Genomic DNA, 21,111 nt, shown 5'->3' with positions numbered 1-21,111 from the left:
CGCCTGGGCGGATGTGTAGTTTTGCAGCCCGGCAGGATCTTCGAGCCGGAGCGGACCCTGGGCGTCAGGGAAGGAACGGGCGTGCATATCGTGATCATGGGATGCGGCCGCGTCGGGTCGACGCTCGCCCACATCCTGGAGGACAAGGGCCACTCGGTGGCGATCATCGATCAGAACCCGGAGGCCTTCCGCCGGCTGCGCAGCGGCTTCAAGGGGCGCCGGGTCACCGGGTTCGGGTTCGACCGGGACGTGATCGCCGAGGCGGGCATCGAACACGCGTCCGCGTTCGTCGCCGTCAGCAGCGGCGACAACTCCAACATCATCTCCGCCCGGGTGGCGCGCGAGACCTTCGGCATCGAGAATGTGGTGGCGCGGATCTACGACCCCCGCCGCGCCGAGGTCTACCAGCGGCTGGGGATCCCCACGGTGGCGACCGTGCGGTGGACGGCCGACCAGATCCTGCGCCGGCTGCTGCCCGAGGGCGCCGAGCCGCTGTGGCGGGACCCGACCGGCGAGGTGGTGCTGGCCGAGCTGGACGCCGGGCGCGCCTGGGTGGGCGACAAGGTCGCCGCGCTGGAGGAGGCCGCCGGCACCCGTGTGGCCTTCATCACACGGATGGGCGAGGCCCTGGTGCCGCAGGCCGAGACCGTGATCCAGGACGGCGACATCGTCCATGTCATCGCCCGCGCGGGCGAGCTGGAACGGATCAACGCCGCAGTGGCGGTGCGCACGGAGGAGGACGCCTGATGCGGGTCGCGATCGCGGGGGCCGGGGCGGTGGGCCGGTCCATCGCCCAGGAGCTGCTGGAGAACGGGCACGAGGTGCTGCTGATCGACAAGAGCCCGAAGGCGATCAAGGTGGAGATGGTGCCGCGGGCCGAGTGGCTGCTGGCGGACGCCTGCGAGATCTCCTCGCTGGACGACGCCGCGCTGGAACGCTGCCAGGTGGTGGTCGCCTCCTCCGGGGACGACAAGGTCAACCTGGTGGTGTCGCTGCTGGCCAAGACCGAGTACGGGGTTCCGCGGGTGGTGGCCAGGATCAACCACCCCAAGAACGAGTGGCTGTTCAACGAGTCGTGGGGCGTGGACGTCGCGGTGTCCACGCCGCGGCTGCTGTCGGCCCTGGTCGAGGAGGCGGTCAGCGTCGGGGACCTGGTCCGGCTGATGACCTTCCGGCAGGGCGAGGCCAACCTGGTCGAGCTGACCCTGCCCGAGGACGCCCCGCTGGGCGGCGAACGGGTCGGCTCGGTGAGCTGGCCGCGCGACACCGCGCTGGTGGCGATCCTGCGCGAGGGCCGGGTGCTGGTCCCCGCCGCCGACGACACCCTGGAGCCGGGCGACGAGCTGATGTTCGTGGCCAGCCAGGACGTGGAGGACGAACTGGCGGAGCTGCTGAGCGCCCGCTGAGAGGTCCCTTTCCGCCACCGCGTCCGGTACGGCGCGCCCCCGCTAGCGCCGTACCGGACCGGTAGGTCAGCGGAATCCCGCCGGCCTCGGCCGCACTCCCGCGAGCACCAGGCCCGCGAGCGCCGCCGCTCCCACCTGCGGCATAACATCCCAGCGTCCCAGTGCCCGGATTTCTTCCTTCACATCGGACGATTTCTCTCTCATGGCAAGGCGGCGTCGTGTCGGCGTTCGGGGCCGCCGGGCCGCTCAGGCGGTGGCGCCCGGCCGCGACTCCAGGGGCGTGCGGCCACGGGCCAGCACCCAGACCATCGTCGCCAGCGCGGCGACCTGCAACGGCCAGCCCATCGCGATCTTGGCGACGCCGAGCAGCCCGCTCTGGTCGCCTTCGGTCAGGTAGACCGGGTACTGGACGACCACCCGCAGCACGCACGGCGCCAGCAGGATCCAGGTCAGCCTGGAGCACAGCCGCAGGATGCCCGGATCGGAGCGCCAGCCGGTCGGGTCCCCGGTGACCGTGCCGATGAGGAAGCCGACCACCGGCCAGCGCATCGCGATCGACAGCAGCATGCCCGCGCCGTACGCGGCGTTCAGCAGAATGCCGGGGATGAACGCGTCCTCGGCCCGGCCGGAGCGCATCGCGAAGAACGCGGCGATGGCGATGCCGAGCAGGCTGTTGAGGACGAACTGCGGGTTGGAGCGCTGCGCCAGCCGGACCAAGAGCAGCAGCACGGCCGCGCCGATGCCCGCGTACACGGCCGTCCTGACCTGGTCGGTGACCACATAGGTGGCGGTGAAGCCGATCGTCGGCACCGCGGCCTCCACCATGCCGCGCACGCCGCCGAGGGCCTTGGACAACTGGGCCCGCACCGCCGCCTCGACCGTGTCGTGCGCGCTGCCCCCGTCCCGCCCGGACCCTTGGGGCTCGGAGGCGCCGGCCGTCTCGCACCGCTCCGCGGCCCCGTCCGGGTCGGCGAAATCAGAGGCCCTGAGGTCGAGGGCGTCGACGAAGACCTCCTCGACGTCCTCGGGCCGCACGTCCTCGGGCCGCGGATGATCAGCTCGCGCGTCATCGGGACGCGCCTCATCGGCACGGCGCTGCTCAGCAGGGGGCCCGGCGGCTCGCCGGGTGTCCCGGGCCGTCGGCCCGTCGCTCATCGGTGGCAATGCGTCGTCCCCTGCTCGGATCGGGTCGGTCAGGTCGTTCCGCCGGTCACGAGCCGCCGCGCAGCTCGTACCGTGGATTGAACATGACCTTGCGGCCGTCCTGCACGCTCACCAGCCCTTCGGCGAGCAACCGGCGTCCCGGGTCGATTCCGGCGATCTTACGCCGGCCGAGCCAGACCAGGTTGATCACGTCGGTGCCGTCGTAGAGCTCGGCCTCCAGGGCGGGGGCGCCGCCCCGGGGCCGCAGGGTCACGGTCCGTAGCGTACCGGCAACGCGGTGGCGCTTGCGCTCGCCGCAGTCGGTGATCGGCGTGGCCCCCTCGGCGCCGCAGGTCTTCTGCAGGTCCTCGGCCTCGAGCTCTTCCCTGGTGGAGGCCATGCGCCGCAGGAAGCGCCGCAGGCCACCGCGGCCGCGGCCCTCCGCCGGCCCCGCGGGGCCGCGCTCCGGAGTCGTCCCGGCCGGCACTTCGTCCATGCTCGAAACCTTAAGGCATCTCATCCCACATCGAACCCACCATCCGACGATGAATCGCCTGATAGACCGTTAATTCCTGGCATCGGATCTCCGTCACCGAAAAGAGACCGACCACCATCGCGACACGGCCCCGGCCGGGCACGGGACCGGCTACCTTGTCACCGAATATCACTCTGCGTAAACAGACCCCCACGTGGGGGAGGGCACGGCACTGGCAACGGGGGTGCGATGCTGCGACGCGCGTACTGGTCGGTCCTTGTCGTCGTCCTGGTGGTCATGGGCGGCGCGGCCTGCGCGGGGGGCGAGCGCGGGCACAAGAGGGCCGCGCCCACGCCCCCGGCGATCCAGGTCGTCCCGGCGAACGGCACGCCGGACGCCCGCCCGGACCGTCCCGTCGTCGTCACCGCCGAACGCGGCACCCTCCATCAGGTCGTCGTGCGGGAAAACGCACACGCGCACCTGCGTTCCAAGGGCACTGCCCCGCTCCCAGGCCGCTTCTCCGAGGACAGGCGCACCTGGCGCGCTCTCGGGACACTGCGCCCTCACACCGCCTACACCGTGACCGCCACGGGCACGGGGCCGGGCGGCGAGCGCACCTGGCACGCGAGCGGCTTCACCACGCTCAAGCCCAGGGCCACGTTCGCGGTCGCCGACGTGACGCCTCGCCCTGGAGAGGTGGTCGGCGTGGGCATGCCGCTCATCGTCACCTTCGACCGTCCCATCGCCCGCCGTGCCGCGGTGGAACGGAGCCTGGATCTGCGCATGTCGCGTCCCGTGGCGGGCGCCTGGCACTGGACGACCGCACAGCAGGTGGTGTTCCGCCCCCGCCGCTACTGGCCCACCGGCCAGCGCGTCACGCTCCTGGCCCGCACCACCGGGGTACGCGCCGCGCCCGGGGTGTACGGGAGGTCCGATCACACATCCAGGTTCCGGGTGGGGACGCGCCGCGTCAGCACGGTGGACGTGCGGAGGCACGTGATGTCCGTCGTGGAGAACGGAGTCCTCATCAACACCGCTCCCATCAGCGCCGGCAGGGGCGGGCGGCGCGCCTACGTCACCACGAGCGGCGTTCACCTCGCCATGGGGAAGTACGACCCGGTCATCATGACGTCGGCCTGGATGGGCGTGACCGACCGCGACGACCCGCGCTACTACAAGAAGACGGTCCGGCACGCGGTGCAGATCTCGGGCACGGGCGAGTACGTCCACGCGGCACCGTGGTCGGTCGCATCGCAGGGGCGGGCGAACGTGAGCCACGGGTGCGTCAACGCCTCCCCCACATTCGCGCAGTGGTTCTACGCGCGGACGCAACGCGGTGACATCGTCAATGTGACCGGTACGGATCGCCCGCTGGAGCCCTTCAACGGGTGGGGTTACTGGCAGATGCCATGGGAGAGGTGGGTGAAGGGCGGCGCGCTGAACCGTCCCGTCCTGCCACGCAAGCACGACCCCTGACCGGACCGGGCCGAACGTTCCCGCGCCGAGGCCCGCCCTCCTACGCCTCACCCGCGCTCGGCCGCGCCCGTCCGCGCAAGAACGGCACGCGAGTGCGGGCGACCGCCAGGAAGTACCCCATCTCCGGCACCCTCAGCAGCCGCGCCGCCGCCACGTACAGCAGCCCGCCGCCGATTCCGCCCACGGCCATCGCCAGGAGCCCCGGCAACCGGTCCCCCGGCAACCGCCCGAACCCCCACACGCACGCGACACCGAACAGGGCTCCCGGCAGCGCCGCCAGGTAGAGCAGCGTGAGCGTGCGCAGGATCCGCCGCCCGTCCATGCCGCCCAGCCTCCGGCGCAGCACCAGCGTCGCCCCGGCCGTCCCGACCAGGTAGAACAACCCGTACGCCACCGGCAGCCAGAACACCACGTTCTGCGGCGGCAGCAGCCACAACAGCGCGAACGCCACGGCGACCTGCACGATCCCGGCCGGGATCGCCAGCACCCCCGGCATCCGCGTGTCGCCCAGCGCGTAGAAGACCCGCATCTGGAGCTGGAACAGCGTGAACGGGATCACCATCACGGCGAACACCATCAGCACCATGCCGATCCTGCGCGCGTCGGCGGGCTCGGTGCTGCCGTACGCGAACAGGATGATCGCCCCGGGGACCGCGAACACCAGCATCGCCGCCGACAGCGGCACCAGCAGCACCGACGACAGCCGCAGCCCCCGCGAGAAGTCGGCGCGCAGCAGGTCGCGGCGCCCGTCGGCGACATGGGCGCTCATCCGCGGCAGCAGCGCCGTGATCACCGAGACGGCGATGATCGCGTACGGGAGCTGGAACACCACCTCGGCGAACTTGTACGCCGCGATCCCCGCGGCGTCCTCCCCCGCCTCACTGGCGGCGCGCTCGCCCGCGCGGGTCGCCACGTTCGCCGTCGCCAGCAGCCCGGCCTGCGCCACGAGGATGTAGACCAGCATCCACAGCGCCGCCCGCGCCGCCTCACCGATCCCGGATCCACGCAGATCGAGCCGGGGACGCCAGCGGAACCCGGCCCGCCACAGCGACCAGGCGAGCAGCAGGCTCTGCACCACGGTCCCGGCCGCGGACCCGAGCGCCAGCACCGAGAGCTGCGTGTCGGTGACCGAGTCCAGCCCGCGCTCCGACCCGGCGATCAGCAGGAACGCCAGCCCCGCCCCGATCGTGATCAGGTTGTTGACGATCGGCGCCCACATCGGCGCGCCGAACCGCTCCCGGACGTTCAGCAGGGTCCCCGCCACCCCGCTGAGCCCGATGAACAGGATCTGGATCAGCAGCAGCCTGGACAGCAGCACGGCGATCTCGCGCTGGCGCCCCTGGTAATCGCCCGCGTACAGGGAGACCAGCCAGTCGGCGGCCAGCACCGCCACCACGGTCAGCACGAGCAGTCCCGCCATCACCGCCGTGAACAGCCGCTGCTCGGTCGCCTCGCCCCCGTCCGCGTCCCGCTTGCGCCGCTTCACCAGGAACGGGACGAACACGCTGGACAGCAGGCCGCCCAGCAGCAGCGCGTACACGGTGAACGGGATCATGTCGGCGATCTGGTAGGCGTCGCCCAGCAGGCCGACCCCCAGCGCCGCGCTCAGCACGGTCGTGCGCAGGAACCCGGTGGCGCGGGAGAACACCGTCCCGATCGCCATCACCAGGCTGGACCGCGCCACCCCCGGCCGCGGCGCCCGCGCCGCACGGGCGGCCCGCGCCGCGGCCCGCAGCTCGTCCCGCTCGGCCCCAGGGCGGTCGGCGATGCCCGGATCCCCGACGTCCCCGGGATCCCGCAGCGTCACCAGCCCGGTCTCGGGCTCGGTGGGCGCCTCGACCTGCTCGGCCTCGTCCAGGACCGCGGGCATCACCGGTTCCCGGTCCCACTTGAGCTGGCCTGGATCCCGTCGTACGCCCTCGGGGACCGGCCGCTCCGGCTCCCAGTTAACCCGACCCACACGAGGACCCTACGCGCTCACCCCGGGGCTTGGACCCCTCACGGGCGAGCGCGTGCGCGGAAGCGGGCCTCGCATCCGCCGCCTCGATGGCCCGGGACATCGGGCGCGCGGAGCCGATGGCGGTGGCCGCGGGCCGGCGCGTTAAGGTCGCCCAGAACGGTCACCCGGGTACCGATCGGAGAGTTCGTGCAGGCCGCCATCGCGATCGCGGTGTTCGTCACCGCCTACGTGGTGATCGCCTCGGAGAAGGTGCACCGGACGAAGGTGGCGCTGGCCGGCGCGGCGGCGATGCTGCTGCTCCACATCACCGACGCCGAAACGGCCTTCTACGCCGAGGACACCGGCGTCGACTGGAACGTCGTCTTCCTGCTGCTCGGCATGATGGTGATCGTCTCGGTGCTGCGCCGGACCGGGGTGTTCGAGTACGTGGCGATCTGGGCGGCCAAGCGCGCCCGCGGCCGCCCGTACCGGCTGATGGTGATGCTGGTGGTCATCACCGCCTCGGCGTCGGCCCTGCTGGACAACGTCACCACCGTCCTGCTGATCGCGCCCGTCACCTTCCTGGTCTGCGAACGGCTCGGGCTGGACGTCGTCCCGTACCTGATCGCCGAGGTGATGGCGTCCAACATCGGCGGCACCGCCACCCTGATCGGCGACCCGCCCAACATCATCATCGCCGGCCGCGGCGGGCTGACGTTCAACGACTTCCTTCTCCACCTGGCGCCGCTGGTCGTGCTGCTGGTGGCCGCGTTCTGCCTGCTGTGCCGGTGGCTGTTCCGCCACGCCTTCCGGTACGACGGGGACCGCGCCGCCGAGGTGACGGCGCTGGAGGAGCGGGAGGCGGTCACCGACCGGCCGCTGCTCGTCCAGAGCCTGACGGTGCTGGCCGTCGTGATCGCCGCGTTCGTCCTGCACCCGGTGCTGCACTACGAGCCGTCGGTGGTGGCGCTGCTGGGCGCCGGGCTGCTGGTGGCCGCCACCAAGGTCACCACCGAGGAGGCGCTGGAGGAGGTGGAGTGGTCCACGCCGGTGTTCTTCGCCGGGCTGTTCGTGATGGTCGGCGGGCTGGTCGAGACCGGGGTGATCGGCGCGATCTCCGAGGCCGCCGCCGACGCGACGCGGGGACGCCCGGAGTTCGCCACCATGCTGCTGCTGTGGGGCTCGGCCGGGCTGTCGGCGATCGTGGACAACATCCCCTACGTCGCGACCATGAGCCCCATCGTGGCCGACCTCGTCCACGTGCCGGGGACGGGCGGGCAGGTGCTGTGGTGGGCGCTGGCCTTGGGCGCCGACCTGGGCGGCAACGCCACCGCCATCGGCGCCAGCGCCAACGTGGTGGTGCTCGGCATCGCCGCGCGCAACGGAACGCCCATCGGCTTCTGGCGGTTCACCAAGTACGGGCTCGCGGTCACCCTGGCCATGGTCGCGCTGGCCACCCCGTACCTGTGGTTGCGCTACCTGCTCTGAGGAGCACCAAGATCCGTCACAATCGGGGCATGGAACCGGTACCGGAGGACTGGACGCGTGCGCTGGCGATCGTGGCGCACCCCGACGACCTGGAGTACGGCTGCTCGGCGGCCATCGCCAAGTGGACCGCGCAGGGCAAGACCGTGGTGGAGCTGCTGGCCACGCGGGGCGAGGCGGGGATCGACGGAATGGATCCCGAGGAGGCCGCCCGCATCCGCACCGTGGAGCAGGTCGAGGCCGCCCGGATCGTCGGCGTGGAGACGGTGGAGTTCCTCGACCTTCCCGACGGCGTCCTGGAGTACGGGCTGCCGCTGCGGCGGAGGCTGGCCGAGGCGATCCGGCGGCACCGTCCCGAAGCGGTGATCTCCATCAGCTTCCGGGAGACCTTCCCCGGCGGCGGCTTCAACTACGCCGACCACCGCGTCCTCGGACTGGCCGTGGTGGACGCGATCCGCGACGCCGCCAACCGCTGGGTGTTCCGCGACCTGGACCTCGAACCGTGGCAGGGCGTGCGGTTCGCGCTGTTCGGCGGCTCCACCGAGGCCGGGCACTACGTGGACGTCACCGGACATCTGGACGCGGGCATCGCGTCCCTGCGGGCCCACAAGCTCTACTTCGAGGGCCTCGGGCAGGACTTCGACCCGGCCGCGTTCCTCACCGGGATGATGGAGTCGGCGGCCGGGTCGCTGGGCGAGGACGCCGGCGTCCGGCACGCCCTCCCGCTGGAGATGATCACACCCTGAGGCGCCCGCGCCGGGGTCAGCGGACCTCGGTGATCTCCGGGCCGCGTTCGAAGGGGTTGAAGGTCTCGACCTTCTCCTCCTCGTCCTCGGCGGACGCCTCGCTGAACTCCTTGGGGATCCGCAGCTCCAGCAGCTCCCGCGGCGGCATCGGGGCCTCGCCCCTGACGACCACGATGTTGCGGAACACGTCCTCCAGGATCTGGAACTGCTCCTCGTCCTGGACCGCGGCGCCCTGCACCACGCCCTGGAGGAACCAGCGCGGGCCGTCCACCCCGATGAAGCGGATGACCTGCGGCGCCCAGCCCTGCTCGATGTACTCGGCGGGAAGCTGCTCGCGGATCTCCTGCGGCATCTCCGCCAGCACCTCGTCGGTCAGCGCCGCGGGGACCATCGCCAGCAGCTCGGTCCCGAACGGGCCCTCCTGCTCCTGGGCCTGGCCGTTGGCGTCCTCCTCGATGTCCCTGGCGGTCTCGCGGCGCACGTCGTCCCAGATGCCGCTGCGCTTGGGCGCGGCGAACGCCTGCAACTGCAGGGCGCTCTGCTCGTACTGGACGAGCACCGCGACCGGGCGGCCGTCCAGAGGGTTGCCCTCGTCGTCGACCTGGGTCGCCTCGAAGTTCACCTGGAAGCCCAGCCCGGACGCCACCGGGATCAGCAGCGACCCGAAGTCGAGCCGCTGCAGCTCGGGGTAGTCGTCCTCGGAGTCCCAGGGGCCGCCCTCCTCGGCGGCGGCCGTCTCGGGAGCCTCGTCGTCCGCGGCGTCCTCAGCCGGGGTGGTCCCGGTCTTCTCGTCGGTCGGCCCGGGGCCCTCGGCCCGCTCCTCGGCCTGACGGCGACGTCCAAAAGCCACGACTCACGCTCCTTCTTCGCTCAGCCCATTATCCGCGAAACCGCCCGTGGAGCCGAATCCGGAGGTGCCCCGAGCGGACCCGGGCAGCTCGGTCACCTCGTGGAAGACCGCATGCTCCACCCGCTGGACGACCATCTGGGCGATGCGGTCGCCGCGCCGCAGTCGTACGGTGGCGCGGGCATCGGTATTGAGCAGCGTCACATGGATCTCACCCCGGTAACCCGCGTCGACGGTACCGGGCGCGTTCACGATGGTCACTCCCAACTTAGCGCCCAATCCCGAACGGGGGTGTATGAACGCCGCGTAGCCGTCCGGCAGCGCGATGGCGACCCCGGTGGGCACGACCGCGCGTTCGCCTGGGTGCAGTTCGACGTCCACCGCGGTGACCAGGTCCGCCCCGGCGTCGCCGGCGTGGGCATAGGACGGCGGCGGCAGCTCGGGATCCAGGCGCCGCAGGAGCACATCGACCTTGTTCGTCACGGTCACACCTCACATCGGAAAGGGCCAGTCGACCCTACCGATCCCGGGGCGCCCGACGCGCGTCCGCCGGGGTGTGTCCGCTGTGCCGCTTTGCCCGATGTTCACCTGTCATTGGCATGACGGCCTGATAGGGCGGGCACGGGTGGGGCCGCCGTCCCCCAACCCGCACGTCGGCTTCGGCGGTCCGGGCCATCAAACGCCTGCCGTTCGCGTACTGACCGGGGTGCCGGACCGGAACGCCCGGCGGTAGGCGCCCGGCGTCGTTCCCAGGGCGTTGAGGAAGCGCCTCCGGAGATTCGTGGCGGAGGACAGCCCCACGCGACGCGCGACCGCGTCCAACGAAAGGTCGGTGCCCTCCAGCAGTTCCCGGGCCATGGCGATCCGCTGGGCGAGCAGCCACTGCCCCGGGCTGGTGCCGAGCTGGTCGGCGAACCGCCGGGCGAGGGTACGCGCCGAGACGCCCGCGTGCGCGGCCATGGCGTCCACGGTCACCGGCTCGCCGAGCCTTCCGGTCACCCACTCCAGCAACGGCGCGAGCGTGCCGTCGATCTGCGCGGGGTGCGGCGGCGCCGAGTACTGCAACTGGCCGCCCTCACGATGGGGCGGCATGACCATGGTCCGGGCGATGTGCGCGGCGTATTGGGCGCCTTGGTCTTCGCGTACCAGGTGCAGGCACAGGTCGAACCCGGCCCCGGCCCCCGCGCTGGTGGCCACGTCGCCGTGGTCCACGTACAGCACGTCCGCCTCGACCCGGATCCGTGGGAAGCGCGCGGCGAACTCGTCCACCAGCCTCCAATGCGTGGTCGCCCGCCGCCCGTCGAGCAGACCGGCGTACGCCAGCGCGAAAGCGCCCGAGCAGATGCTGACCACCCGTGCTCCCCGGTCGTGCGCGCGGCGCAGTGCCCGTACGACCGCGGGCGACGGAGGTTCCGCGGCGGGCAGCCAGCCGGGGACGACCACGGTGTCCGCCCGGTCGAGCGCGTCCAGCCCGTCCGTCACGAGCATGTCGTACCCGGCGTGCGTCGTGACGGGTCCGGGCCGCTCGGCGCACACGCTGAAGGCGTACCGCGTCGGCAGCCCCTCCCGCTCGATCCCGAACACCTGAGCGGCACAGGCGAGCTCGAAGGTCGACTGTGGCGGGCGAACGAGTGCGACCACCCAATGCATGGCAAAAAAGTACCGCAGCATGTCATTCCTGACACTCGGCGTGAGCCGCGCCCGGCCGCCACCCTGGGTCCCATGACGACGGAACAGGATCCGGGCTACGTGTGGGCCTCTGTCCAGGACGCACCGGTCCGCGAAGTCTTCCCGGGCATACGCGTACGCGTGCTGTGGCACGGCGACAACGGCGCGAAGGCCGCCGTGCTGGAGATGGACCCGAACACCGGCTGGCAGGGCGTCGACGTCCACGAACCAGGCCCCGAGGAGGTCTTCGTGGTCACGGGCGTCTTCAACGACGGCGACCGCGACTACCCGGCGGGCTCCTTCATCCACGCCCCCGCGGGCTCCTCGCACGTCCCGCAGACGAGAACGGGGTGCACGCTGTTCCTTTTCTATCCGGAGGGCTAGGGCAAAAGGTCGAGGCGTTCGGCCAGGGCGGCACGATGGTGGCGCGGCGACCCCAGGAGGAGCTGGGCGCTTTTCGCGCGCTTGTAATAGAAATGGGCGTCGTGTTCCCAGGTGAAGCCTATTCCGCCGTGAAGGAGCAGGTGGTCCTTGGCAACCTGGAAATAGGCTCGTCCCATGTAGGACTGGGCCAGGGACGCGGCGACGGGCAGGTCGGACGGGCTCTCGTCGGCGGCCCAGGCCGCGTAGCGCACGATCGATTCGGCCTGTTCGTACGTGCAGTGCATATCCGCCAGCTTGTGCTTGACGCCCTGGAAGGAACCCACGAACCGGCCGAACTGGACGCGCAGTTTCGCATATTCCACGATCGTGTCCAGGCAATGACGCAGACCGCCCAGTTGTTCGGCGGCGAGTGCCACGGCGGCCAGGTCCAGGGCGCCCTGGACCGCCTCGCCCGCGTCGGCCGGGCCGAATCGGCGGGCGGGCGTTCCCGCGAATTCCAGGCGTGCCTGCGGGCGGGTCAGATCGAGCGTTTCGAGGGGTGTGCGGGCCAGCCCCTCGGCGTCGGACTCGACCGCGTAGAGCCCGCCGTCCTCGGCGGCGACCAGGATCAGGTCGGCGTCCGCGCCGTTCACCACGTGCGAAGCGGTGCCGTGCAGCGCGCCGTCGGCGGCGCGGACGCCCCGCCCGCCCGGTTCGGGGACGGCGAAGGTCGCGACCGTGCCGCCCGACGCGATCCCCGGAAGGTAGTCCTTGGCGGCCTCCACGTCGCCCGACCGGAGGATCACGTTGGCCGCCAGGACCGCCGAGGCGAAGAACGGAGACGGGGTGAGCGCGGCGCCCAGCTCCTCCATGACCATGGCGACCTCGCCGTGCCCGGCCCCGGCGCCGCCGTACGCCTCGGGGATCGCCAGACCGGGCAGGCCCAGCTCGCCCGACATCCGCTCCCACACGCGCACGTCGTACGGCTCGGGCGCCTCGGCGATCTCGCGGACCCGGGCCATCGGCGCGGTGCCGGCCAGGAAGGAGCGGACGGACGCCGCCAGTTCCCTCTGGTCATCGGTCGGGATCAGCCTCATCTGCCCGCCTCCTTCGCCTGCGTCCCGACCTTGAGCTCGCGGAACGGCACCGTCCTGTCCACCTGGGGCTCGCGCGGCAGGCCCAGCACGCGGTCGCCGATGATGTTGCGCATGATCTCGTTGGTCCCGCCGCCCAGCGCCATGCCGGGCGCGAACGACAGCGCGGAGGCGATCCCGCCCTCGCCTTCGCCGTACGCCACGGCGCCGGGCCCCAGGATCTCGCTCGCGACGTCGGCGCCGTACAGGGTCAGCTCGGCCAGCAGCAGCTTGGCGACCGAGCCCCGCGCGCCGGGCTGGATCCCGGCCTTGACCTCCTGCGAGAGCCGCGCGTTGAACAGGTCGAAGGCCCGTTCCCGCAGGTAGAGGTCGACGAGCTGGTCGCGGACGGCCGCGTCGTCCAGCAGCCCCCGCTCCCGCGCGGCCGCCGCCAGGTTGGCGTACGAGGCGGGACGTTCGGTGCGCGTCGCGCCCATGCCGATCGACACCCGCTCGTGCAGCAGCGTGGTGACCGCGGCCGACCAGCCGCCGTTGACCTCGCCGACCACCTGGTCGGGCGCGATCCGCACGTCGTCGATGAAGATCTCGTTGAAGTGCGCCTCGCCGGTCATGTCGCGCAGCGGGCGCACCGTCACCCCGGGATCGTGCAGGTCGATGACGAACATCGTGATGCCCGAGTGCTTGGGCACGTCCGGATCGGTACGGGCGATGACCAGCCCGAAGTCGGCCTGCCGCGCCGCCGACGTCCAGACCTTCTGCCCGTTCACCACCCACGCGTCGCCGTCCAGCACGGCGCGGGTCTGGAGGGACGCCACGTCCGACCCGGCGCCGGGCTCGGAGAACATCTGGCACCAGATCTCCTCGCCGCGCAGGAGCGGCCTGATGTAGCGCTTCTTCTGCTCCTCGGTGCCGATGGACAGCAGCGTCGGCCCGCACATGCCCAGGCCGATCCCGAACACCCCGATCGGCAGCGTCACGCCCCGCGCCGCCTCCTGGAACGCGCGTTCCTCCGCGGCGCTCAGCCCCTGCCCGCCGTACTCGACCGGCCAGGAGATGCCGGAGTACCCGGCGTCGTAGAGCGTCGCCATGAAGGTCTTGGCGGTCGCGAGGTCGGGCTCCCGGGGCAGGCCACGGGCGTGCTCGTCCAGCCACGCCCGGGCCCGCCTCCGGTACTCCTCCAGATCCGTCACGTGCGGCTCCTCGAAAGCGGCGATCAGTGTCCGCTTACGCTAACCCGCACCCCACCCGAATGTCATTCGGTACGGCCGTGCCGGAGGAACGCCTACGCGAGCGCGACCTCCACCGACAGCTCCGCGTCCGCCTCCTCCAGGACGAGCTCGGCGATACGGCCCGCGGCGGCCAGGTCGGAACGCGCGACGAGCCCGGTGGAGCCGCCGCGGACGAGCGCGTGCCGGACATCGGCCCGCATCGACGCCTTCGCCTCCGACTTGGCCTTGCGGACCTGCCGCAGCGCCTCGGCTGTGGCGGCCAGGACCTCCGGGTCGCCGCCGGACGGCAGGTCCGATCCGGCGGGCCAGGCCGCCCGGTGCACCGAGCCGTCCCGCCACCACGACCAGACCTCCTCGGTCACGAACGGCAGGACCGGCGCGAACAGCCGCAGCAGGACCGACAGCGCCGTGCGGAGCGCCGCCCGCGCCGACCGCGCCTCCCGGCCCTCGCCGTACGCACGCGACTTGACCAGCTCCAGGTAGTCGTCGCAGAACTCCCAGAAGAACCGTTCGGTGCGTTCGAGCGCGCGAGCGTGGTCGTAGTTCTCGAAGTCCTCGGTCACCTGGTCCACGACCGAGGCCAGGGCCCTCAGCATCGCCAGGTCGAGCGGCTCGGTGACCTCCGCGCCCGGCTCCACCTCGCCCAGCCCCAGGACGAACCTCGACGCGTTGAGGATCTTGATGGCCAGCCGCCGGCCCACCTTGATCTGGCCGGTGTCGAACGCGGTGTCCGCGCCGGGACGCCCGCTGGCCGACCAGTAGCGGACCGCGTCCGAGCCGTACCGCTCAAGCAGCCCCATCGGCGTGACGACATTGCCCTTGGACTTGGCCATCTTCTTGCGGTCCGGATCGAGGATCCAGCCCGACATCACCGTGTCCGTCCACGGCAGCTCCTCGTGCTCGAACTGCGCCCGGATGACCGTGGTGAACAGCCAGGTCCGGATGATGTCGTGCGCCTGCGGGCGCAGGTCGTACGGGAAGACCTTGCCGAACAGCTCGGGATCGTCCTCCCAGCCGCCCGCGATCTGCGGGCTCAGCGAGGACGTCGCCCAGGTGTCCATCACGTCCGGATCGCCGGCGAAGCCGCCCGGCCTGCCGCGCCGGTCCTCGGAGAAGCCCGGCGGGACGTCCGTGGACGGGTCGACCGGCAGCGCGTCCTCGGACGGGACGATCGGCTCGTCGTAGATCGGCTCGCCCTCGTCGTCCAGCCGGTACCACACCGGGAAGGGGACGCCGAAGAACCGCTGCCGGGAGATCAGCCAGTCGGAGTTCAGGCCCTCGACCCAGTTCTCGTACCGCCCCCGCATGTAGGACGGGTGCCACACCAGCTCGCGGCCACGGGCCAGCAGGCGCTCGCGCAGGTCGCGGTCGCGCGCGCCGTTGCGGATGTACCACTGCCGGGTCGTGACGATCTCCAGCGGCCTGTTGCCCCTCTCGTAGAACTTGACCGGATGGGTGATCGTCCGTGGCTCGCCGTCCAGGTCGCCCGACGCGCGCAGCAGCTCGGCGATGCGCTGCCGGGCCGAGACGACCGTTCTGCCCGCCAGCTCGTCGTACGGCCGTGCCGGGACGCCCTCGGGCGGGTCGGCGGCCAGCCGTCCGTCCCAGCCGACGACCGCCCGGGTGGGCAGGCCCAGCTCGCGCCACCACGTCACGTCCGTGACGTCGCCGAACGTGCAGACCATCGCGATGCCCGTGCCCTTCTCGACGTCGGCGAGCCGGTGCGCGAGCACCGGGACCTCGACGCCGAACAGCGGCGTCCGGACCGTACGCCCGAACAGCTCCTGGTAGCGCTCGTCGTCGGGGTGCGCGACCAGCGCGACGCACGCGGGCAGCAGCTCGGGCCGCGTCGTCTCGATGTAGATTGGGCGGTCCCCACCGTGGCCCTGCCGTTCCGGGGACGACCCTGGACCGTGAAAGCGCAGCTTGTAGAAGGCGCCGGTGACCTCCCGGTCCTCCATTTCGGCCTGCGCGACGGCCGTGCGGAACGTCACGTCCCACATCGTCGGCGCCTCGGCCAGGTACGCCTCGCCACGCGCCAGGTTGCGCAGGAACGCGCGTTGCGACACCGCCCGCGACCGGTCGCCGATCGTGGTGTAGAGCAGGCTCCAGTCGACCGACAGGCCGACCCGGAGCAGCACCTCCTCGAACGCCTTCTCGTCGAGCCCGGTGAGCCGCTCGCACAGCTCGATGAAGTTCCTCCTGCTCACCGGAACCTGGCGGTTCGGATCGGGCTTGGCGGGCGGTTCGAGCGCCGGTTCATAGGGCAGCGAAGGGTCGCAGCGGACGCCGAAGTAGTACTGCACCCGGCGCTCGGTGGGCAGGCCGTTGTCGTCCCAGCCGATCGGGTAGAAGACCGCGCGGCCGCGCATCCGCTGGAACCGCGCGATGGTGTCGGTGTGGGTGTAGGAGAAGACGTGGCCGACGTGCAGTTCCCCGCTGACCGTGGGCGGCGGCGTGTCGATGGAGAAGACCTCGCCCCCCGGCCTGCCGCGGTCGAAACGGTAGGTCCCGTCGTCCTGCCAGCGGCGTACCCACTTCTCCTCCAAGCCGTCCAGAGAGGGCTTGGCGGGAACGTTGGGAGTACGCGGCTGTCCTGTCATGCGCCAATGGTAGGGACGCCGTCCGGAAACTCATGCCGATTTTCGCTCGTGCCGCGCACGGCTCCGCCCCCGCCGACCACGGGTTTCGCCTACAGGGTCCACGGTTCCGCGCCCGCCGCGCATGGCGAAGGTCATCCGGGGGATGCCGTTCCGGTAGCGTCGGCAGGGACGCGGACGACGGAAGGACGATCATGGCGGACAGAGGCGACCTCGGCTGGCGGGTGATGGCCGCCGGCGCGGCCTTCGCGGGCGGTTTCGTCGCCAAGAAGGCGATCGCATTCGCCTGGAAGAAGAGCACCGGCAAGGAGCCGCCGACCAACCCCGAGTCCCCCGAGGTCGCGCTGAGCGAGGCGATCGGCTGGGTCGTGGTGATGGGGATCGGGATGGAGCTGGCCCGGCTGCTGGCGACCCGCGCGGCGGCCCGGCAGTGGGCGAAGGGAACGGGCGAACTGCCGTCCCAACTCAGGACCGAGACCTGACGTTCTGCGTATCGTGGTCGGTCCCGCGAGACACGAAGGGACCGGCCACGATGCCTCTCATCGACAGGATCACGCTGCCGTTCGACACCGCGCTGCGCGCCGAGCGCGTCCGCCTGATCGAGACGCTGGAGAAGCTGTCGGACGAGGACTTCACCTCCGGCACCACGCTGTGCGCCGGATGGTCGCCGCGCGACGTCCTGGGCCATCTCATCGGGGTGGACTACCTGCTGGGCTCGTACCTCCCGTACGGGCTGCGGGTGACCGCCGCCAACCAGGGCCAGGTCGCACGGGTCAGGAGGATGCCCCGGCACCGCCTGATGGAATGGGCCCGGCACTGGGCCGCCTCGCCCAGTCCCACCTCACGGCTCGGCGGCCTGGTCGTTCTCGGCGACCTCGCCATCCATCACCAGGACATCGTCCGCGGCCTGGGACTGCACCGGGAGGTGCCGGACGAGATGGCGACCGCGATCTTCCGCGAGGGCCTGCAACTGAGCCTGTGGACGAACCGGCGCGTGGTGCGCCACCGCCTCGTCCCGACCGACGGTCACCGCCCGTTCGCGCTCCCGGCGGCCCGCGACGGCGACGTCCACGGCACCCGCGAGGCGCTCGGCATGTGGCTGGCCGGCCGCGACTCGGTCGCCGGCGAACTCCGGTTCGCCTGACCGTCCGGCCGTCCCCGCCGCTACCGCCTCTTCCTGCGCGGGGCGCGCTTGAGGGCGGGAAAGGAGCCGGGGAGCGGGGGTGGAGGCGGGGGAGCGGGAACGCCGTCGGCGAGGTCGGCGCGGACGGCGGCGGCCAGGCCCTTGGTGGCGGTGCGGTTCAGGACCGCACCGGCGGCGGCGCCGGTCAGGAACGGCCCGAGGGTGGTCATGCTGCGGCCGAACGTGCGCAGCAGGCGCTTGCGCAGGGCCGCCTTGGCGGCCGACCCCAGGGCGCTGGTGAACGATCCGGCCTCAAGGGGGTTGATGCCGCGCTGGCGCGCCCAGGAGCTGAGGAAGGCGACGCCCCTGGTCGTGCCCGTGCCCTCGATCCGCACCCCGTAGACCTCGTGCAGCTCGGCGATCATCTTGACCTCGATCGCGGCGACGACCAGGGTCTCGGCGGCGAGCTGGGCGGGCGCGGTGAGCAACAGCGGCGGGGCGGCGAACTCGGCGGCGGCCAGCGCGCCCGCGGCGGCGCCGACCGTGGTCGTGGCGTTGGAGGCCACGCGGACGACGCTGTCGGCCAGCTCCTCCCCGGTCAGGCCGTGGTGGTGCGCGCTCAGCGTCTCCAGGTCGCGGATCGGGATGTGCGGCGCGGCCTCCACCATCAGGTCGGCCAGCCAGCGGCCGCGCGCCACGCCCGCGGCGCCTGCCCTGCGGGCGCTCTGGCCCAGCAGGCGGGCCAGCCGGCCCAGCAGGCGACCACGGGTCTCGCGGTCCATGTCGTCCTCGGCGGAGAGCCGTCCGATCAGCTCGCCGATCTCGGCGGTGCGGTCGGGTTCGAGCGGCACGAGTCCGGTCTCGTGCCGCTCCGCGTCGGGCGCGGGCCCGCCGCCAGGGTGGTGGTCATGGTCGTCGTGGCGTTCGGGATCGCCGGTCAACGGCACCTACCTCCGCTGTGATCCGCCCGCTCAGGCGGCGCACTCGCGGCAGATCGGCTGGCCGTTCTTCTCGGTGGCCAGCTGGCTGCGGTGATGCACCAGGAAGCACCGGCTGCAGGTGAACTCGTCGGCCTGCCTCGGGACGACCCGGAAGGTCAGCTCCTCGTTCGACAGGTCGGCGCCCGGCAGCTCGGCGACCTCGCCGGCGTCCAGGTCCTCGTCGATGATGCTCGCGGCCTTGTCGGCGCGGCGGGCCTGGAGCTCCTGGAGGCTGTCCTCGCTCAGGTCGTCGTCCGTCTTACGCGGGCTGTCGTAGTCGGTCGCCATCTTCTATCTCCATCCCCCTCAGTGCTTTATGCGCCCCGTCGCGCGGATCTAACGCACGGAGGGCCGCAGTTGTGCCCGATCCGGGCGGGAAATTCTGTCACGGGCAGTGGCGTACGGCACACAAGGCGCGACGGTTCCCTGTGGTGACACCCGTCACCGGGATCACCACCCGCCTTTGTGTCCTACATCACATGACCGGACAGCCATCGCGGACCTGATCAGGGCCGGGACGTCCCCCGGGCTTCGCACCGCGGGCGGGATCATATCGGTCCGCCGCCGATCGCGCGCGCCGACCCGGCCGCGGTCGGCCACCGCCCCGGAGATATCGGGCTTCCAGCGAACCGCACACGGTGGTGAAACGTCTGAACTAACGCGATATCGTGCCCGCTTGAGGTTGGAGAAAACGGGCCCCCGAGACAAAGCCACGGCGCTTGCCAGGGCGGCCCGCTCAGGGGGCCGCCCACGGCGGTTCGCATCACCGACGTCACGCGGCACATCACTGCGGGTCAATGGAGGGTCGAAATGCCGGATGCCGCTCCGCTGGAGCCAGGCGATCCCCGGTCGTTGGGTCAGTACGAGGTCGTCGGACGACTCGGCGCGGGCGGCCAGGGGGCGGTCTTCCTCGGCAGGGCCCGCAACGGCGACTATGTCGCCATCAAGCTGTTGCACGCCCAGATGGCCGGCGACCCCGCCGCGCGCGCCAGGTTCACCCGTGAGGTGACGGCCGCGCAGAAGGTCGAGCCGTTCTGCACCGCCCGGGTCCTCGAAGCCGACGTGCACGGCGACCAGCCGTACGTCGTCAGCGAGTACATCGACGGCCCCTCGCTGCACGACGTGGTCGTCCACAACGGGCCGCGCGGCGCGGCCGAGCTGGAACGGCTGGCGATCGGCACGGTGACGGCGCTCGCCGCCATCCACGAGGCCGGGATCGTGCACCGCGACTTCAAGCCGAACAACGTCATGCTGGCCGCGGACGGCCCCCGGGTGGTCGACTTCGGCATCGCCCGGACGGTCAACTCCCAGGAGAGCGCGGTCACCGCGACGGGCATGGTCGTCGGCACCCCCGGCTACCTGGCGCCCGAGCAGCTCACCGGCGCGCCGCTCACCCCGGCCGTGGACATCTTCGCCTGGGGCGCGACGATGGTGTTCGCCGGCACCGGGCAGTCGCCGTTCGAGGCCGACACGCTGCCCGTGATCATCAACCGGATCCTCAACGAGGAGCCGGACCTGTCGGCGCTGCCCGCCGGGCCGCTGCGCGACCTGATCGGCCGCTGCCTGTCCAAGGACGCGGGTCTGCGCCCGCCCGCCGCGCAGCTCCTGCTCAACCTGCTCGGCCATGTCGGCGCGGCGCCCGCCAACCCGTCCGCGGGCCAGGAGGACCTGCTCAACCAGGGCACCAGAATCGCCGCGCAGATGCCGGCGCCACCGCCCGTCCCCCCGGCGCCGCCGCCGCAGTACCAGCAGCAGACCACGCCGCCGCCCCAGCCGATCACCCCGCCGCCCATGCCGATGCACCAGGGCGCGCCCCCCGGGCCCACCACCCCGCCACCGCAGCCGATCACGCCGCCGCCGATGCCGATGTACCAGGGGCAGGGGGCCACGCCGCCGCCCATGGCCATGCAGCAGCCACCCCCGGTGCAGCACGGCGGCATGGCGGCGCCACCGCGCCCGCCGTACCCGCCGCAGCAGCGGTCGTCCTCGAACGCGCCCGTGATCGTGGGGGTCGGCTGCGCCGTGCTCGCGGTGCTGGTCATCGCGGTGCTGATCATTGTGATCGCCGCAAACGGCGACGACGACGATCCGCCGTTCACCCTGCCGAGCACGTACTCGCCGACCTTGCCCACCCCGACCTTCAGCCTCAGCAGCGGCATCATCGGCACGTGGCGCGGCACCGGCTTCCAGCCCGGCGCGGGGACCGGCCGCACCAGCTTCCAGACCCGGTTCTCGATGCTGGGCAGCAGCGGCATCGCGACCTACACCTACACCAGCAGCCCGACCTGCACCACGCGGCTGACGCTGCTGTCGAGCGACGAGGACGACGGCGAGGTCGTGTACCGGGAGACGCCGCTGGCCGGCCAGTCCGAGACCCAGTGCGCCCCGGGCTACGTGACGTTCAAGAACATCACGTCGGTCACCATGCGCTGGGAGTGGAAGCAGAACCAGTACGACTCCACCTACGCGGCCTTCGGGACGGTCACCAAGAGCTGACCGGCCAACCAGCGGACCCGACCGGATGACCCGGCGCCCAC

The 21,111-nt window shown here is 71.9% G+C and carries 20 protein-coding genes; 9 read left to right on the top strand and 11 right to left on the bottom strand.

Annotated features, from left to right (window positions below; translation table 11 throughout):
• The first annotated feature begins 81 nt into the window (after positions 1–81).
• Positions 82–747: a potassium channel family protein gene (locus QSK21_RS09845; RefSeq protein WP_285695146.1), complete on the top strand. Its 666-nt coding sequence runs from the start codon at positions 82–84 to the stop codon at positions 745–747.
• The gene (locus QSK21_RS09840) at positions 747–1,406 is read left to right on the top strand and encodes a potassium channel family protein (protein WP_285695145.1); all 660 of its coding nucleotides are present in this window, start codon (positions 747–749) and stop codon (positions 1,404–1,406) included. Before QSK21_RS09845 ends, QSK21_RS09840 begins: the two co-directional genes overlap by 1 nt.
• 246 nt (positions 1,407–1,652) lie before the next feature.
• Here QSK21_RS09840 and QSK21_RS09835 read toward each other — a convergent pair whose 3' ends face one another.
• Together QSK21_RS09835 and QSK21_RS09830 are read right to left on the bottom strand one after the other, a co-directional pair.
• A complete protein-coding gene (locus tag QSK21_RS09835; protein ID WP_285695392.1) occupies positions 1,653–2,273 on the bottom strand; it encodes a DUF3159 domain-containing protein in 621 nt (206 codons plus the stop codon).
• A 343-nt stretch (positions 2,274–2,616) separates the two neighbouring features.
• Positions 2,617–3,045, bottom strand: a complete 429-nt coding sequence (locus tag QSK21_RS09830; protein WP_285695144.1) for an OB-fold nucleic acid binding domain-containing protein — start codon at positions 3,043–3,045, stop codon at positions 2,617–2,619.
• A 228-nt stretch (positions 3,046–3,273) separates the two neighbouring features.
• On the opposite strand from QSK21_RS09830, the gene QSK21_RS09825 reads away from it, so the two are divergent.
• The gene (locus tag QSK21_RS09825) at positions 3,274–4,500 is read left to right on the top strand and encodes a L,D-transpeptidase (protein ID WP_285695142.1); all 1,227 of its coding nucleotides are present in this window, start codon (positions 3,274–3,276) and stop codon (positions 4,498–4,500) included.
• A 40-nt stretch (positions 4,501–4,540) separates the two neighbouring features.
• Here the strand turns inward: QSK21_RS09825 and murJ are convergent, their stop codons facing one another.
• On the bottom strand, positions 4,541–6,370 hold the full coding sequence (murJ, locus tag QSK21_RS09820) for a murein biosynthesis integral membrane protein MurJ (protein ID WP_285695390.1): 1,830 nt from the start codon (positions 6,368–6,370) through the stop codon (positions 4,541–4,543).
• 276 nt (positions 6,371–6,646) lie between these two features.
• On the opposite strand from murJ, the gene QSK21_RS09815 reads away from it, so the two are divergent.
• Positions 6,647–7,927, top strand: a complete 1,281-nt coding sequence (locus QSK21_RS09815; RefSeq protein ID WP_285695141.1) for an ArsB/NhaD family transporter — start codon at positions 6,647–6,649, stop codon at positions 7,925–7,927.
• Positions 7,928–7,956: 29 nt separating this feature from the next.
• Positions 7,957–8,670 carry a PIG-L deacetylase family protein gene (locus tag QSK21_RS09810; RefSeq protein WP_285695140.1) on the top strand — a complete coding sequence of 238 codons (714 nt, stop codon included), beginning with the start codon at positions 7,957–7,959 and terminating at the stop codon, positions 8,668–8,670.
• A gap of 16 nt (positions 8,671–8,686) precedes the next feature.
• Here the strand turns inward: QSK21_RS09810 and QSK21_RS09805 are convergent, their stop codons facing one another.
• The 3 genes from QSK21_RS09805 to QSK21_RS09795 form a co-directional block, all read right to left on the bottom strand.
• Entirely contained in the window at positions 8,687–9,520 is an 834-nt protein-coding gene (locus QSK21_RS09805; protein WP_285695139.1) for a DUF3710 domain-containing protein, read from the bottom strand.
• Positions 9,521–9,523: 3 nt separating this feature from the next.
• The gene (gene dut, locus QSK21_RS09800; RefSeq protein WP_285695389.1) at positions 9,524–10,000 is read right to left on the bottom strand and encodes a dUTP diphosphatase; all 477 of its coding nucleotides are present in this window, start codon (positions 9,998–10,000) and stop codon (positions 9,524–9,526) included.
• A gap of 192 nt (positions 10,001–10,192) precedes the next feature.
• Entirely contained in the window at positions 10,193–11,167 is a 975-nt protein-coding gene (locus QSK21_RS09795; RefSeq protein WP_285695138.1) for a GlxA family transcriptional regulator, read from the bottom strand.
• 72 nt (positions 11,168–11,239) lie between these two features.
• Here QSK21_RS09795 and QSK21_RS09790 point away from each other — a divergent pair, with 72 nt between their 5' ends.
• Positions 11,240–11,569: a cupin domain-containing protein gene (locus tag QSK21_RS09790; RefSeq protein ID WP_285695137.1), complete on the top strand. Its 330-nt coding sequence runs from the start codon at positions 11,240–11,242 to the stop codon at positions 11,567–11,569.
• On the opposite strand, the gene QSK21_RS09785 is transcribed toward QSK21_RS09790, so the two are convergent.
• The 3 genes from QSK21_RS09785 to valS form a co-directional block, all read right to left on the bottom strand.
• Positions 11,566–12,645, bottom strand: coding sequence for an acyl-CoA dehydrogenase family protein (locus QSK21_RS09785; protein ID WP_285695136.1), 1,080 nt, complete (start codon positions 12,643–12,645; stop codon positions 11,566–11,568). The two genes, QSK21_RS09790 and QSK21_RS09785, sit on opposite strands and share 4 nt — an antisense overlap.
• Entirely contained in the window at positions 12,642–13,832 is a 1,191-nt protein-coding gene (locus QSK21_RS09780; protein WP_285695135.1) for an acyl-CoA dehydrogenase family protein, read from the bottom strand. The genes QSK21_RS09785 and QSK21_RS09780 overlap by 4 nt, the downstream gene beginning before the upstream one ends.
• Positions 13,833–13,924: 92 nt before the next feature.
• Entirely contained in the window at positions 13,925–16,474 is a 2,550-nt protein-coding gene (gene valS, locus QSK21_RS09775; protein ID WP_285695134.1) for a valine--tRNA ligase, read from the bottom strand.
• 191 nt (positions 16,475–16,665) lie between these two features.
• On the opposite strand from valS, the gene QSK21_RS09770 reads away from it, so the two are divergent.
• The gene (locus QSK21_RS09770) at positions 16,666–16,953 is read left to right on the top strand and encodes a DUF4235 domain-containing protein (protein WP_285695133.1); all 288 of its coding nucleotides are present in this window, start codon (positions 16,666–16,668) and stop codon (positions 16,951–16,953) included.
• A 50-nt stretch (positions 16,954–17,003) separates the two neighbouring features.
• Positions 17,004–17,615, top strand: a complete 612-nt coding sequence (locus QSK21_RS09765; protein ID WP_285695132.1) for a maleylpyruvate isomerase family mycothiol-dependent enzyme — start codon at positions 17,004–17,006, stop codon at positions 17,613–17,615.
• Between the two features lie 20 nt (positions 17,616–17,635).
• Here the strand turns inward: QSK21_RS09765 and QSK21_RS09760 are convergent, their stop codons facing one another.
• Positions 17,636–18,535 (bottom strand): hypothetical protein, encoded by a 900-nt coding sequence (locus QSK21_RS09760; RefSeq protein WP_502871533.1) that lies wholly within the window; start codon positions 18,533–18,535, stop codon positions 17,636–17,638.
• A gap of 30 nt (positions 18,536–18,565) precedes the next feature.
• A complete protein-coding gene (locus QSK21_RS09755) occupies positions 18,566–18,862 on the bottom strand; it encodes a DUF4193 domain-containing protein (protein ID WP_285695131.1) in 297 nt (98 codons plus the stop codon).
• 522 nt (positions 18,863–19,384) lie between these two features.
• Between QSK21_RS09755 and QSK21_RS09750 the strand changes: the two genes are divergently transcribed.
• On the top strand, positions 19,385–21,070 hold the full coding sequence (locus QSK21_RS09750; RefSeq protein ID WP_285695130.1) for a serine/threonine-protein kinase: 1,686 nt from the start codon (positions 19,385–19,387) through the stop codon (positions 21,068–21,070).
• The last annotated feature ends 41 nt before the right edge of the window (positions 21,071–21,111 follow it).

It is taken from the genome of Actinomadura sp. NBRC 104412 (assembly GCF_030269515.1).
Lineage (GTDB): Bacteria > Actinomycetota > Actinomycetes > Streptosporangiales > Streptosporangiaceae > Spirillospora.
Note: the sequence above shows the minus strand (reverse complement) of the source record. Positions and strands in the feature narration are given on the sequence as shown.

What these genes read in the sequence shown, in the direction of transcription:
- QSK21_RS09840 (WP_285695145.1), top strand. Translation starts at nt 747, where the DNA reads ATGCGGGTCGCGATCGCGGGGGCCGGGGCGGTGGGCCGGTCCATCGCC.
- QSK21_RS09830 (WP_285695144.1), bottom strand. Translation starts at nt 3,045, where the DNA reads ATGGACGAAGTGCCGGCCGGGACGACTCCGGAGCGCGGCCCCGCGGGG.
- QSK21_RS09825 (WP_285695142.1), top strand. Translation starts at nt 3,274, where the DNA reads ATGCTGCGACGCGCGTACTGGTCGGTCCTTGTCGTCGTCCTGGTGGTC.
- murJ (WP_285695390.1), bottom strand. Translation starts at nt 6,370, where the DNA reads ATGCCCGCGGTCCTGGACGAGGCCGAGCAGGTCGAGGCGCCCACCGAG.
- QSK21_RS09810 (WP_285695140.1), top strand. Translation starts at nt 7,957, where the DNA reads ATGGAACCGGTACCGGAGGACTGGACGCGTGCGCTGGCGATCGTGGCG.
- QSK21_RS09795 (WP_285695138.1), bottom strand. Translation starts at nt 11,167, where the DNA reads ATGCATTGGGTGGTCGCACTCGTTCGCCCGCCACAGTCGACCTTCGAG.
- QSK21_RS09790 (WP_285695137.1), top strand. Translation starts at nt 11,240, where the DNA reads ATGACGACGGAACAGGATCCGGGCTACGTGTGGGCCTCTGTCCAGGAC.
- QSK21_RS09785 (WP_285695136.1), bottom strand. Translation starts at nt 12,645, where the DNA reads ATGAGGCTGATCCCGACCGATGACCAGAGGGAACTGGCGGCGTCCGTC.
- valS (WP_285695134.1), bottom strand. Translation starts at nt 16,474, where the DNA reads ATGACAGGACAGCCGCGTACTCCCAACGTTCCCGCCAAGCCCTCTCTG.
- QSK21_RS09770 (WP_285695133.1), top strand. Translation starts at nt 16,666, where the DNA reads ATGGCGGACAGAGGCGACCTCGGCTGGCGGGTGATGGCCGCCGGCGCG.
- QSK21_RS09765 (WP_285695132.1), top strand. Translation starts at nt 17,004, where the DNA reads ATGCCTCTCATCGACAGGATCACGCTGCCGTTCGACACCGCGCTGCGC.
- QSK21_RS09755 (WP_285695131.1), bottom strand. Translation starts at nt 18,862, where the DNA reads ATGGCGACCGACTACGACAGCCCGCGTAAGACGGACGACGACCTGAGC.
- QSK21_RS09750 (WP_285695130.1), top strand. Translation starts at nt 19,385, where the DNA reads ATGCCGGATGCCGCTCCGCTGGAGCCAGGCGATCCCCGGTCGTTGGGT.